Raw genomic sequence first — 12508 nt, forward strand, 5'->3', positions numbered from 1 at the left:
CGGCCATCGAAAGGATCCCATGGCCGGCGAGAACAACCTGACCTCCCAGCTCCAGCGCACCCTCCAGAACATGTCCTCGACCCAGAAGGTCGTGGTGGGGGTGATTGTCCTGACCTTCGTCATCGTCTTGGCGGGCTTCGGCATCTGGGCCAGCCAGGACAAGATGGAGGTGCTGGCCTCGAACCTCCCCCCGGGGGACGCCAGCACCATCGTAGAGAACCTGCGGAAGCAGAACATCCCCTATGACCTGAGTTCCGACCAGCGCACCGTCTATGTGCCGGAGAAGCGCGTGGGCGAACTCAAGCTCCGCTTCGCCGGTGAAGGCCTCCTGAACGGGGACAAGGTGGGCTTCGAGAAGCTGGAATCCCCCAGCCTCACGACCACGGACTTCACCCAGAAGGTCGTCCATCGCCGGGCCATGGAGGCGGACCTCGCCAAGACCATCCGCAGTCTCCAGCAGGTCCAGGACGCCGTGGTCCATATCACACCCGGCTCCGACAGCCCCTTCGTCACCGACAAGGAAGAGGCCAAGGCCTCCGTGCTCCTCAAGCTCAAGGGAGGACGCCTGCTCCCGGAGGAGAACACCCAGGCCATCGTCAACCTGGTGGCAGGGAGCGTGGAAGGCCTGAAGGCCGATAGCGTGGTGGTGATCGATCAGTACAGCCGCATTCTCAGCCGCACGGGCCGGGACCCCATGGTGGGCGCCTCCGACTCCCAGAAGAAGGTGGCCCGGGAGGAAGAGGATCACCTGGTGCGCCGGGTGACCGAACTCCTGGAACCCGTGGTGGGCCTGGGCAAGGTGCGAGCCACCGCCCACCTGGATCTCGACTTCGACAAGGTCAAGATCAACGAGGAGCGCTTCAATCCCCAGGAGCAGGTGGAGCGCTCCGTCAACCAGAAGGAAGAGAAGATCACCAAGGGCGAAGGCGGAGCCGGGGTTCCCGGCACGGCCTCCAATGTGGCTCCCGCCACCGGGGGAGGCGGCCGCTCCGGGGTCCTGGAGAGCAGCGAAAAGAAGGAAACCACCACCAACTACGAGATCAGCAAGACCCTGCGCAGCGTCGAGCAGGCCCCGGGAACCATCAAACGGGTTTCTCTGGCGGTGATCGTGGACAACGCCACCACCTGGGAGAAGCCCGCCAAGGGCGACCCCAAGGAAAAAGTCACACCGCGCACCGCGGAAGAACTCAAGAAGATCCGGGACCAGGTGGCAGCCGCCGTGGGCATCAAGGAGGACCGCGGAGACCAGCTCACGGTGGAGAACATCCCCTTCGCCTCCATGGAGAATCCCAAAGAGGAGGCCGAGGCCCGCAAGCAGTACTGGCTTGATCAGGCCAAAGCCCTGGTGCCCTACTTGGTTCCGACCATCCTTGGGTTGGCGGTCTTTTTCCTGATCGTGCTCCCCATGCTCAAGAAACTGTCATCGGCCATCAACCGTCCCTCCCCCCTGCGCGTCCATGCCGGAGAGGGCGACGAGGAAGGAGGACCCGTGTCCGCCAGCCGCAGAGTCACCCATACCAAGAGCAAGGAAGAACTCGCCGCCGAGATCGAGGCGGAGCTGAACGCCGAGGGTGCCTCCAGCGCCCCCGAAGCCCAGCGGCGCCAGCTCATCAAGAAGCGCATTCAGGAAACCGCAGTGGGCGACGCCGAGACGATAGCCTCCCTGGTGCGTTCCTGGATGCTTGAAGACACCGGGAGGTAGGCATGGCCAAACTGAGCGGCACCCAAAAGGCTGCGATCCTGATGGTTGCCCTGGGGGACGACAGTGCCGCTGGCATCTTCAAGTACTTGGAGGAGGACGAGATCCAGTCCATCTCCAAGGAGATCGCCCTGACCAAGAATGTCCAGCCGGAGGTCGCCGACGAGGTCCTGGAAGAGTTCCACACCATGACCCTGGCCAAGAGCTACATCGCCCAGGGCGGCCTCGAATACGCCAAAAAGCTCCTCATCAAGTCCGTGGGCCCCGAAGCCGCCCGGAAGATCATCGATCGCCTCACCAAGGCCCTGGAGAGTTCCGCCGGATTCTCCAGCATCGAGCGGGCCAACCCACAGCAGCTCTCCAAGTTCATCCAGAGCGAACACCCCCAGACCATCGCCCTCATCCTGGCCCACCTCAACGCCACCCAGGCCGGAGAGCTCATCGCCAGCCTCCCGGAGACCCTGCGGGCGGATGTGGCCATGCGCATGGCCAACCTCCAGGAGATCAGCCCCGAGGTGGTACGCCGCATCTCCCTCATCCTGGAGCAGAAACTGGAGTCCCTGGGCTCCTTCGCCACCGAGGCCTACGGCGGTGTCCGGGCCGTGGCCGAACTCTTCAACCGCATGGACCGGTCCACGGGCCGGGTGGTGCTGGAGAAGATCGAGAACGAGAACCCCCAGCTGGCCGCCAGCATCCGGGACCTCATGTTCGTCTTCGATGACATCCTGCTCATCGACGACCTGGGCATTGCCGAGATCCTCAAACGGGCCGACAAGAAGGTGCTCACCATCGCCCTCAAGGGCACCAGCGAAGAGCTCCGCAACCAGTTCTTCCGCAACATGTCGAGCCGAGCCGTCGAAATGATGAAGGAAGAGATGGAGTTCATGGGCCCCATCAAGCTCAAGGATGTGGAGAAGTCCCAGCACGAGATCGTGGAGATCGTCCGCCAGCTCGAAGAGGAAGGCCTCATCAGCGTGGGCGGCGGCGGAGGCGAGGACTATGTCTCGTAGCGGCCGCATCATCACGGCCCTGCAGGCCGAGCGGAAGCAGATCGAGGCTTTCCCTTACTATGCTGCCGATTTCTCTCCGGAAACCGAGCCCGGGGATGCGGGGGATGACACCCCCATCGGCAGCACCCTCAGCACCCCGGAAGAAGATGCCCATCGTCTGGCCTCCGTGGACCAGATCATCCACGAAAAGCTCCAGGCCGCCGAGCAGCAGGCCCAGGACATCGCCCAGCGGGCCTACGAGGAGGGTTTCGCCTCCGGGGAGGCCGAGGGCCGCACCTTCGGAGAGAGCCAGTTCAAGGCCTACATGCAGCGCCTTGACGGGAACATGAAGGAACTCTCCGCCACCATGACCCTGCTGAACCACGCAAGCCGGGACGAAATCCTGGCCATGGCCATGGCCATGGGAGAGTACCTCGCAGGCCAGCAGATCGAGCGATCCCCCCAATCCGTAGCCCCCCTCCTGGAGGCCATCCTGGAGGCCAACCCCTTCCCCGGCCCCGAGGGGACCCAAGGTGCCATCCAGGCCTTCCTGAACCCGAAGGACCTGGAAAGCTTCAAAGCCCTGGATCCCACCATGCCGGGAATCCGGTTCCAGGAGGATCAGGAACTCAGCCGGGGAAGCCTTCGCCTGGAGGCCGCCGACGGAATTCTGGACGCAACGGTGGAGCGCCGCATGAAACGCCTGCTGGAACTGATCGAACAGTCCCGGGAAAAGGACCTCCTGTCATGAACTTCCTCGGCCTGGTGCCCCAGATCCGCCAGCTCCCCCCCGGGGATATCCTGGGCCGCGTCTCCAAGGTCGTGGGCCTCCTGGTGGAGTCCCGGGGACCCGAGGCCGCCCTTGGGGAGCAGGTGCTCATCCACATGGGTGAGGGCAAGTCCGTAAGCGCCGAGGTGGTGGGGTTCCAGGACAGGCAAGTGCTCCTGATGCCCGTGGAGAACGCAGACGGCATCCGCCCGGGGCTCCTGGTGGAGGCCATGGGGCACCAGCCCGAACTTCCGGTCTCCCAGGCCCTCCTGGGGCGGGTCATCGACCCCCTGGGACGCCCCCTGGACGGGGGCCCGCCAATCCCCGCCGAAGCCCGCCTCCCCATCCACGGCCTGCCCCCGAACCCCATGAAGCGCCGCCTCATCAAAGAAGCCCTCTCCACCGGAGTCCGGGTCATCGACGGCCTCCTCACCCTGGGCAAGGGGCAGCGCATCGGCATCTTCGCGGGCTCCGGCGTGGGCAAGTCCACCCTCCTGGGGATGATCGCCCGCAAGACCACCGCCGACATCAACGTCATCATCCTGGTGGGGGAGCGGGGCCGCGAGCTGCGGGAGTTCATCGAAAACGATCTGGGGCCCGAGGGCCTCAAGCGCAGCGTGGTGGTGGTGGCCACCAGTGACCAGGCACCCCTCCTGCGCCTCCGGGCCGCCCTGGCAGGCACCGCAGTGGCCGAGCACTTCATGCGCCAGGGGCAGGATGTACTCATCATGATGGACAGCGTCACCCGCTTCGCCATGGCCCAGCGGGAAGTGGGCCTCTCCGCCGGGGAGCCCCCCTCCAGCCGGGGCTACACGCCTTCCGTCTTCGCCCTCCTGCCCCGGCTCATGGAACGGGCTGGCAACTTCGAAGGCATGGGCTCCATCACCGGCATCTACACGGTATTGGTGGAGGGCGACGATATGAACGAGCCCATCTCCGATGCCGTGCGGGGCATCCTGGACGGCCACGTCATCCTCTCCCGCAAGCTGGCCGCCAAGAACCACTACCCCGCCATCGATGTCCTGGGCAGCATCTCCCGTCTATTCAGCACCCTGGCCATCCCCGAGCAGAAGCAGCTCTCCGCCAAGCTCCGGGATCTCATGGCCACCTATGCCGACGCCGAGGACCTCATCCAGATCGGCGCCTACAACAAGGGCTCCAGCCCCCAGATCGACCAGGCCATCCAGTTCCAGCCTGCCATCCAGGCCTTCCTGCGCCAGGCCGTGGCCGAGGACAGCAGCTACCGCCAGACCCAGCTCGCCATGGGACAGATCTTCGGCATCGACCTGGCCCCCTTCCTGAAGCAGAACTGACATGGCCACCCGTTTCCGCTTCCGCCTGGAAGCCCTCCTCAAGCTCCGGAAATCCCTGGAGGAGGAGGCCCAGCGCAAGCTCGGGCGGGAGATGGCCCTCCTGCGGGAGATTGAAAAGCACATCGCAGGCATGCAGGCCGAACATGGCCGGACCCTGGACACCCGCCGGGCACCCCAGGGAGGCGTCGTGGACCTGGAGCACTGGCGGGCCATCGAGCGGTACCTGGTGGCGCTGGAGCGGCGCATCCAGGCATCCCAGGCCGAGCGGCATGAAGCCGAGCAGCGGGTCCACCAGGCCCGCAAGGCCCTCACCGAAGCGCACCAGGCCCATCTCACCCTGTTGCGTCTGAAGGAGCGGCGCCAGGAGGCCCACAACCTTGAGGCCCTTCACGAAGAGATCCGCAATCTCGACGAGATCGCCGTGCTGCGCCACCGATTCAATACCCAACTCCAGTCCCTCTCCCCCACGGAGGTGAACCCATGAACCTGCGACCCGTTCCCTGGATCGTTGCCCCCGTCGCACTCAGCGTTGGCGTCCTCTGGCTATCGGCCCAGGAGAAGAAAGTCCCCGAGGGCGTCAAGGTTCCGGAACTGGCCGAGAAGCTCCAGGCCAGGGAGAAGGATCTGGGCCAGAAGGAGGCCCAGCTCCGGGAACTGGAACAGCGCCTGGCCACCCTCCAGGGCACCCTGGACAAGGATCGGAACGAGCTCCAGGGCCGGGAGAAGGCCGTCCAGGAGGCCCTGGCCAAGCTTGAGAGCCTGAGGCTGCGCCCCCCCGTCGACCCCCAGCTCGTGCGCACCACCGAGGCCATGGACCCCGTGGCCGGAGCCAAATCCATCAAGGAGATGGCCGCCATCAACATAGAACTGACCACGGGCCTCCTCGGCGCCATGACCCCCAAGAAGGCCGCCAAGCTCATGGATCAGGTCGCCCTCCTGGATGCCCCCCTGGCGGGCAAGCTGATGGAGCGGGTCGGCAAGAGCCGGGCGCTGGACCCCGCGAAGGGAAAGGCCTGATCGCTTCATTCCGTGAGAAGCAATAGCGGTTTCGTATGAAAAGCATGTAGGCCAGGGAAACACAGGCGCGGAGCTGCGCACCTCAGGGAAAGAAATCGGGAGCTTCGTTCAGGCCTCCGCCATGGAATAGGAACGACTAAAAAAAGCAGAATCAGCCGCGGATAAATTGGATAAACGCGGATGAAGAAATGGCCTATGGGCGGGGCACCTGGGCCTGCCCCGCAACGCGGGGGCGGACGGCAAAGCCTCCCTATTCCTTGCTGAGCCAGCCCCAGGTGCCCTGGTGGACTTCTTTGAGCCGGATGCATCCTACGCATCTGAGGCTGAAACAGCCTTTGCTTTTCCTGGAACGGGGAAATCAAGCTTCGCAACACCGATAACCAGGGCGTCCGTTATCCGCGTGCATCCAATTTATCCGCGGCCAATAGGCTTTTCTCCTCGGGCAAATCGCGATCCGCGGCTCTCGAACTGAACGGCTGCCAGATTTTCCTGGCATGAAGGAAGGCACCGCGGTTCACCAGGACACTCAGGCTTGGTTCCTGGTCCATGTTCTCTATCCCGTCCATCCTTCTCGTCCCAGCTGATTCCTTGCTTTTCGTGGCGTTCACACGGCACATCTCGCCCATCCGTTCCGGCACGAGCCCTGCCACCCCCTTCCCATCAAAGGGAGGCAGGCATGATCCAACCCGTCAAGCTGGACAGTCCCATGGTCTCCCGGGACCTTTCCCAGGGAGACACCGGGAATGGAGGATTCTCCAGCATGCTGGCCAGTCTGGTAGAGCCAGAAGCCAGCCAGTCCAAGACTCGGGTGGCCCCCCCCCAGAAGCGGGCCGAAGCCCCCGTGCAGAAGGAGCAGCCCCAGGAGGCTCCCAGGGCGGAAGCCCCAAGCCCCGAGCGCCCCCAGGCCCCGGAGAAGGAACAGACGCCCCAGACCACCTCCGAGGAGCCGGCCCCCCCCACAGGGCAGAAGCCCCCCAGCAAGACATCCAAGCCCCGTGGCGCCGAAAAGCAGCCTGCAGAGAAAACCGCTGATAAAACCGCGGACCAGGCAGAGCCCGCAGGCCAGACGGTCACTGGAATCCAGGTTCCTGTCGCAGCAGCCCCCGTCCCGACCGAATTCCCGAAACCCCTCGCCAACGGTGAGGCAGCCCCGGAGCCGGAAACAGTGGCAACGCCCCTTGCGATGGCCCCACTGGTCCCCCCCCCCCTATTCAGCACCCCGGAAGCGGTCCCCCCCCAGAGCACCCCCCTTTCGGAGCAGAAGGCCGAGGTTGCAGGTGAGCAGACCCCGGTGGAACAGCCGATGGCGACCCCCATCCCGCTCGAAGAGCTCACCCGGGTCCAGGTCCCCGCCGCACCGATGCCAAGCCAGGCGCCCCAGGAGGAATCCGTAGCCTCCCCGGAAACGGAAGCGCTTCCCTCCGAAGTCCAGGCCGCTCGAACTCCGACTCCGCTTGTATTCCCCCAGGCCCTGCCCAGCCCCAAGGCCACCCCCGAACAGGGAACACCGATCCAGGAGAAGGACGCCCCGGAAAAGACCACAGACGATACCCAGGAGCCCCTGTCCAGGAAGCTGGCCCCCTCGGTTTCCACCGAAGCCACCAGGGAACCCCTCAAGAAGCCCCATCAGGCAAATTCGACCCAGGAAGCGCCCACGACCCAGACAGCCGAGGCAGCCCTGGGCCTGAAGCCCCCGAGTCCCAAACCCGCCTTGACCGAATTCCTGAGCCGCCCGGCCCCGGCCATGGAGACCCCCAGCGTGGTCCAGGCCATCCAGGAGGCAAGGAACTCCAGTACAACCCCCTCGGCGATACCGACCGCCCCACTCCCCGGAATGGAATCCTCCCAAGGCTCCGACCTGTTCCAGGGCAGAGAATTCCATGGCGGCCAAGGGACCCAGGCCCCCCCCCAGGCCAACCCCACAGGAAACATCTCCACGGGCTTCACGCTGAACGCTCCTGTAGCGGCCCAGGCCAAGGCAACCGTCCCGGAGGTCGCGGCCACCAGGCCATCCCTTCCCATGGAACAGATGGAGGGCACCGTCCGCTGGGTCCTGAAGAACCAGCAGAACTCCGCAGAACTGCAGCTCCGCCCAGAATCCCTGGGCAAAGTGAGCATCCAGCTCAAGGTAGAGGGCAACCAGGTCCATGCCAAGGTCTGGGCCAGTGAACCCAGCACCGTCCCTCTCCTGGAGAGCCACCGGGGCATGCTGGAGACCTCCCTCCGGGAGCAGGGCCTTTCGCTGGGCAGCTTTGACCTTCACCAAGGCCAGGGCTCTCCCCGCCACCCAACGGAACAGAGCACTGGGCAGGCATCCTTCGCCGGTCCAGTAATGGACTTCCCCCGGGAGCCCTCCGTGGAAAGCCCCGCACCCAGCTTGTCTGGCGTATTCGGGAAGCGTCGCGTTGAAGTCCTCGCCTGATTGGCACGATCCCTGTTTACCACCGCCTGGAGAATCCCATGGATAGCGGCCTAGTCACATCCAGCACCTCGACCGCCGGCACAACCGGCACATCCACCACCATCAAGAAGGAACTGGACAAGGATGCCTTCCTCCAGCTTCTGGTGGCCCAGTTGCAGAACCAGGACCCCACCCAGGCCCAGGATCCCAACCAGATGGTCCAGCAGATGACCAGTTTCTCCGCCCTTGAGCAGGCCCAGAACACCAATACGCTCCTCAAGGCCATGCAGGTCCAGAACCAGACCATGCTGCAGACCCAGGCGGTGGGCCTGGTGGGCAAGATGGTGGAGGCCACCACGTCCCAGTTCGACCTGAGCAGCGGCTCCTCTTCCATGAAGCTGAACCTGGACAGCCAGGCCGATGTCAAGATCCTCATCAAGGACGCCAAGGGCAACACCGTGGCCACCCTCGACAAGGGCAACATGACGAGCGGGTCCCACAGCGTCAATTGGGATGGCAAGGATGCCACCGGCAAAGCCCTTCCCGACGGCACCTACACCGCGAGCGTTTCCGCCAAGAATGCCAGCGGGGCTGATGTCACCTCGACCCTGAGCACCAAGGTGAAAGTCGATTCCGTGTTCTTCAACGATGGCGCAGCCTACATCGTGGCTGGCGGCAAGCAGATCGCTCTTTCCGATGTCACCCAGATCTACGCATAAGCGGAGGCAACCATGAGCCTTTATTCATCCTTCTACGCAAGCCTCTCAGGCCTGGCCACCAACGCCAACTCCCTGAGCGTCATCGGCAACAACCTCGCGAACCTCAACACCATCGGGTTCAAGGGCTCCTCCAGCACCTTCCAGGACATGTTCAACGCGGCCGCCCTGGGGAACGGGACCTCCGGCAACGGCAACCCGATTCAGATCGGCCTCGGATCCCAGCTGGCCAGCATCAACCAGAACTTCGGCCAGGGCTCCTTCCAATCCACCAGCAACACCACCGACATGGGCCTCTCAGGCACCGGCTTCTTCATGCTGCAGACCCCTTCGGGCGGGCGGGTCTACTCCCGGGCCGGAAACTTCTCCCTGGATCACGATGGCAACCTGATCGACCCCAGCGGAAACAACGTCCTCGGCTGGAATGCGACCGCAGGAGCCATCACCAATTCAGGGGCCTTGACCCCCATCCATATCAACCTGGGTGCCTCAAGCCAGCCCATCGCCACCGACACCATCACGATGACCACGAACCTGAATGCCTCTGCGTCGACAGGCAGCACCTTCACCGCGCCGATCTCCATCTATGACAGCCTCGGCGCGACCCACAATCTCACGGCCACCTACACCAAGACCGGCACCGGCACCTGGAGCATGGCCCTGAGCGTGGACGACACCGGCGCCACCGTGACCCCCGCCACCACGGTCCTCACCTTTGACAACGCGGGCAACATGACCAGCCCAACCGGTGCCATCACCATCGGCGTCACAGGCTGGTCCGACGGCGCCGCGGCCTCTTCCATCTCCTGGAATCCCGCCACCGATGTATCCAGCTTCGCCACGGATTCCTCCATCACCACCACCACCCAGAACGGCATGGGCGGCGGCAACATCACCTCCGTGACGGTGGACCAGGACGGCAAGATCATCGGCGCCTTCACCAATGGCCAGACCATGGCCCTGGCCCAGGTCTCCCTGGCCAGCTTCACCAACCAGGCCGGCCTTTCCAAGCTCGGCAACAACTGCTGGTCCGAGACCCTGGCCAGCGGCACCCCCGCCATCGGCGTGGCCAACCAAGCGGGACGGGGACAGGTGCTGGGATCCCAGCTGGAACTTTCCAACGTCGACGTGGCTTCGGAGTTCACCCAGCTCATCGTGAACCAGCGGGGCTACCAGGCCAACAGCCGCGTGGTGACCACCACCGATGACCTCCTCCAGGAGACCTTGAACCTGAAGCGGTGAACGCAATAGGCTCTTTGCGGCCAGGATGAGTCGGGTAGAGTGGGGTAAACGAGGCACGGATGCCAAACGACTACTCCCCCACCCCAGACAATCCTGGCCGCATTCTCGTGGTGGATGACCTACCGGGAAACCTGAAGGTCATCACCATGGAGCTGAGGCGGTATCCCTTCACGCTCACAACATGCAGCACCGCCCAGGAAGCCATCGAAGCCTGCCAGAACACGGCCTTCGATGGCATTCTCATGGATGTCAGCATGCCGGTGGTGGATGGGATCGAGGCCTGTAGACGCATCCGGGCGACCCCGTTGAATCAGCGGACGCCCCTGATCTTCATCAGCGCCGTCCGTATCGGCACGGATTGGATCACCGAGGGCATCGAGGCCGGTGGCATCGATTATCTGGTGAAGCCCTACGCCCTGCCCGAGCTCCTGGCCAAGCTTCGGATGCTCGTGCGATTGTCACGACAGGATCGGGTGGCCCTGGCAGGCGAGCGTCATCGCGCTCTGCTGGAGGTGGCGGGCGGCACCGCCCACGAACTGGCCCAGCCCCTGACCACGGCCCAGATCCTGCTGGAGCGCCTCATCAAGCAGGAAGAGCCCCCCACCAGGGAACAGCTCACCCAGCTCCACGACTGCCTGGAATCCACCACCACCATCCTCCGCCAGATCCAGAACCTGAACACCTACATCACCAAGCCCTACGCCCATGGCCAGATCCTCGACCTCGAGCGGAGCAGCATGAACCCACTGGGGTAGGGCAAACCCCGCCGCCCCTTCGGCGTTCAGCTCGAAGGCCACTGATAAACGTAGGCGTTCAGGCCTACGCCATAGAATAGGTCGGTGAAAAAAGCAGAATCAGCCGCGGATAAATTGGATAAACGCGGATGAAGAAATGGTCTATGGGCGGGGCACCTGAGCCTGCCCCGCAACGCGGGGGCGGACGGCAAAGCCGCCCGCGTTCAGCAAGGGATAGGGAGGCGGAGGCAAGCGAGCTTGCCATAGCCTCCCTATCCCTTGCTGAACCAGTCACAGGTGCCCAGGTGAACTTTCTTGATCTGTGTCCCTCCTGTTCATTGGTGGTTGAAAGGGCCTCCGCTTTTCCTGGGACGGGGGGGATCAAGCTCCGCAACAGCGATAACCGGGCGTCCGTTATCCGCGTGCATCCAATTCATCCGCGGCCAACAGGTTTTTCTCCACGTGCCCTCTTTTCCATGGGATCGGCAGCGCCTTGCTATCCTGGATTCCCACGAGGCCTCCATGTCTGAACCCGAACTGATCCCCCTGAGTCCCCGGCGCAAGACCCGCCAGATCCTGGTGGGGGGCGTACCGGTGGGCGGGGGCGCTCCCATCACCGTCCAGGGCATGACCAAGACCGACAGCCGGGACGTGGAAGCCACGGTCCGCCAGATCTATGACTACGCCGCCGCCGGGTGCGAGATCGTGCGGGTTTCGGTCCCCACCCAGAAGGCCGGAGAGGTCTTCGGCGAGATCTGCGCCCGCAGCCCCATCCCCGTGGTGGCCGACATCCACTTCGACCACCGCCTGGCCCTCATGGCTGCCGACGGCGGCGCCGCCTGCCTGCGCATCAACCCCGGCAACATCGGTGGCCAGGACCGTGTCAAGGCGGTGGTGGCCAAGGCCGGGGAGAAGGGCATCCCCATCCGCATCGGCGTGAATGCCGGCAGCCTGGAAAAGGAGCTCCTGGAGAAGTTCGGCCACGCCACCCCCGAGGCCATGGTGGCCAGCGCCCTGCACCACCTCGAACTCCTCGAGAAAGAGGGCTTCACCCACACCAAGATCAGCCTCAAGGCCAGCGACGTGGTGCGCACCGTCCAGGCCTACCGCCTCCTGGCCTCCCAGGTGGACTGCCCCCTGCACCTCGGCATCACCGAGGCCGGCACCCCATGGGGGGGCACCATCCGCAGTGCCGCAGGCATGGGCATCCTGCTGGCGGAAGGCATCGGCGACACCATCCGGGTCTCCCTCACGGGTCCCGGCACCGAGGAGTGCCGGGTGGGCCACGAACTCCTGCGGAGCCTCAACCTGCGGCAGGGGGGCTTCCGCCTGGTGAGCTGCCCCGGCTGTGGGCGCCTCCAGGTGGACCAGCACCGTCTGGCGCGGGAGATCGAGGAGGGACTCCGGGAGATCGGCGACTCGGGCCTCACCTACGCCGTCATGGGATGCGCCGTGAACGGCCCAGGAGAGGCAAAGGATGCCGACCTCGGCGTGGCCGGAGGAAACGGTGAGGGCCTGATCTACCGCAAGGGCCAGCTCCTGCGCAAGGTGAAGGAAGAGGAAATCCTCACAGCCTTCCTGGAAGAAGCCCGCAGGCTCAAGGCCGAACGTGAAACGGCGGTCTAGGG

The 12508-nt window shown here is 64.5% G+C and carries 11 protein-coding genes; all 11 read left to right on the plus strand.

Annotated elements, in window-relative coordinates:
- The first annotated feature begins 19 nt into the window (after positions 1-19).
- The 11 genes from fliF (at position 20) to ispG (ending at position 12506) form a co-directional block, all read left to right on the plus strand.
- Positions 20-1702, plus strand: coding sequence for a flagellar basal-body MS-ring/collar protein FliF (gene fliF / locus HOLFODRAFT_RS0205990; RefSeq protein ID WP_005036656.1), 1683 nt, complete (start codon positions 20-22; stop codon positions 1700-1702).
- Positions 1703-1704: 2 nt separating this feature from the next.
- Positions 1705-2709, plus strand: a complete 1005-nt coding sequence (fliG, locus tag HOLFODRAFT_RS0205995; RefSeq protein WP_005036655.1) for a flagellar motor switch protein FliG — start codon at positions 1705-1707, stop codon at positions 2707-2709.
- On the plus strand, positions 2699-3439 hold the full coding sequence (locus HOLFODRAFT_RS0206000; RefSeq protein ID WP_005036654.1) for a FliH/SctL family protein: 741 nt from the start codon (positions 2699-2701) through the stop codon (positions 3437-3439). The genes fliG and HOLFODRAFT_RS0206000 overlap by 11 nt, the downstream gene beginning before the upstream one ends.
- Entirely contained in the window at positions 3436-4770 is a 1335-nt protein-coding gene (locus HOLFODRAFT_RS19710) for a FliI/YscN family ATPase (RefSeq protein ID WP_005036653.1), read from the plus strand. The genes HOLFODRAFT_RS0206000 and HOLFODRAFT_RS19710 overlap by 4 nt, the downstream gene beginning before the upstream one ends.
- 1 nt (position 4771) lies before the next feature.
- Positions 4772-5254: a flagellar export protein FliJ gene (fliJ, locus tag HOLFODRAFT_RS0206010; protein WP_005036652.1), complete on the plus strand. Its 483-nt coding sequence runs from the start codon at positions 4772-4774 to the stop codon at positions 5252-5254.
- The gene (locus HOLFODRAFT_RS0206015) at positions 5251-5787 is read left to right on the plus strand and encodes a MotE family protein (RefSeq protein ID WP_005036651.1); all 537 of its coding nucleotides are present in this window, start codon (positions 5251-5253) and stop codon (positions 5785-5787) included. Before fliJ ends, HOLFODRAFT_RS0206015 begins: the two co-directional genes overlap by 4 nt.
- 676 nt (positions 5788-6463) lie before the next feature.
- A complete protein-coding gene (locus HOLFODRAFT_RS0206025) occupies positions 6464-8209 on the plus strand; it encodes a flagellar hook-length control protein FliK (protein WP_005036650.1) in 1746 nt (581 codons plus the stop codon).
- Positions 8210-8247: 38 nt separating this feature from the next.
- The gene (locus HOLFODRAFT_RS0206030; RefSeq protein WP_005036649.1) at positions 8248-8907 is read left to right on the plus strand and encodes a flagellar hook assembly protein FlgD; all 660 of its coding nucleotides are present in this window, start codon (positions 8248-8250) and stop codon (positions 8905-8907) included.
- A gap of 12 nt (positions 8908-8919) precedes the next feature.
- Complete coding sequence (locus tag HOLFODRAFT_RS0206035; protein ID WP_005036648.1) at positions 8920-10146, plus strand: flagellar hook protein FlgE; 1227 nt, start codon at positions 8920-8922, stop codon at positions 10144-10146.
- 59 nt (positions 10147-10205) lie between these two features.
- Positions 10206-10901 carry a response regulator transcription factor gene (locus HOLFODRAFT_RS0206040; RefSeq protein WP_005036647.1) on the plus strand — a complete coding sequence of 232 codons (696 nt, stop codon included), beginning with the start codon at positions 10206-10208 and terminating at the stop codon, positions 10899-10901.
- Positions 10902-11402: 501 nt separating this feature from the next.
- Positions 11403-12506: a flavodoxin-dependent (E)-4-hydroxy-3-methylbut-2-enyl-diphosphate synthase gene (gene ispG / locus HOLFODRAFT_RS0206045; protein ID WP_005036646.1), complete on the plus strand. Its 1104-nt coding sequence runs from the start codon at positions 11403-11405 to the stop codon at positions 12504-12506.
- Positions 12507-12508: the final 2 nt, after the last annotated feature.

The organism is Holophaga foetida DSM 6591, assembly GCF_000242615.2.
Taxonomy (GTDB): Bacteria; Acidobacteriota; Holophagae; order Holophagales; family Holophagaceae; genus Holophaga; species Holophaga foetida.

What these genes read in the sequence shown, in the direction of transcription:
- fliF (WP_005036656.1), top strand. Translation starts at nt 20, where the DNA reads ATGGCCGGCGAGAACAACCTGACCTCCCAGCTCCAGCGCACCCTCCAG.
- fliG (WP_005036655.1), top strand. Translation starts at nt 1,705, where the DNA reads ATGGCCAAACTGAGCGGCACCCAAAAGGCTGCGATCCTGATGGTTGCC.
- HOLFODRAFT_RS0206000 (WP_005036654.1), top strand. Translation starts at nt 2,699, where the DNA reads ATGTCTCGTAGCGGCCGCATCATCACGGCCCTGCAGGCCGAGCGGAAG.
- HOLFODRAFT_RS19710 (WP_005036653.1), top strand. Translation starts at nt 3,436, where the DNA reads ATGAACTTCCTCGGCCTGGTGCCCCAGATCCGCCAGCTCCCCCCCGGG.
- fliJ (WP_005036652.1), top strand. Translation starts at nt 4,772, where the DNA reads ATGGCCACCCGTTTCCGCTTCCGCCTGGAAGCCCTCCTCAAGCTCCGG.
- HOLFODRAFT_RS0206015 (WP_005036651.1), top strand. Translation starts at nt 5,251, where the DNA reads ATGAACCTGCGACCCGTTCCCTGGATCGTTGCCCCCGTCGCACTCAGC.
- HOLFODRAFT_RS0206025 (WP_005036650.1), top strand. Translation starts at nt 6,464, where the DNA reads ATGATCCAACCCGTCAAGCTGGACAGTCCCATGGTCTCCCGGGACCTT.
- HOLFODRAFT_RS0206030 (WP_005036649.1), top strand. Translation starts at nt 8,248, where the DNA reads ATGGATAGCGGCCTAGTCACATCCAGCACCTCGACCGCCGGCACAACC.
- HOLFODRAFT_RS0206035 (WP_005036648.1), top strand. Translation starts at nt 8,920, where the DNA reads ATGAGCCTTTATTCATCCTTCTACGCAAGCCTCTCAGGCCTGGCCACC.
- HOLFODRAFT_RS0206040 (WP_005036647.1), top strand. Translation starts at nt 10,206, where the DNA reads ATGCCAAACGACTACTCCCCCACCCCAGACAATCCTGGCCGCATTCTC.
- ispG (WP_005036646.1), top strand. Translation starts at nt 11,403, where the DNA reads ATGTCTGAACCCGAACTGATCCCCCTGAGTCCCCGGCGCAAGACCCGC.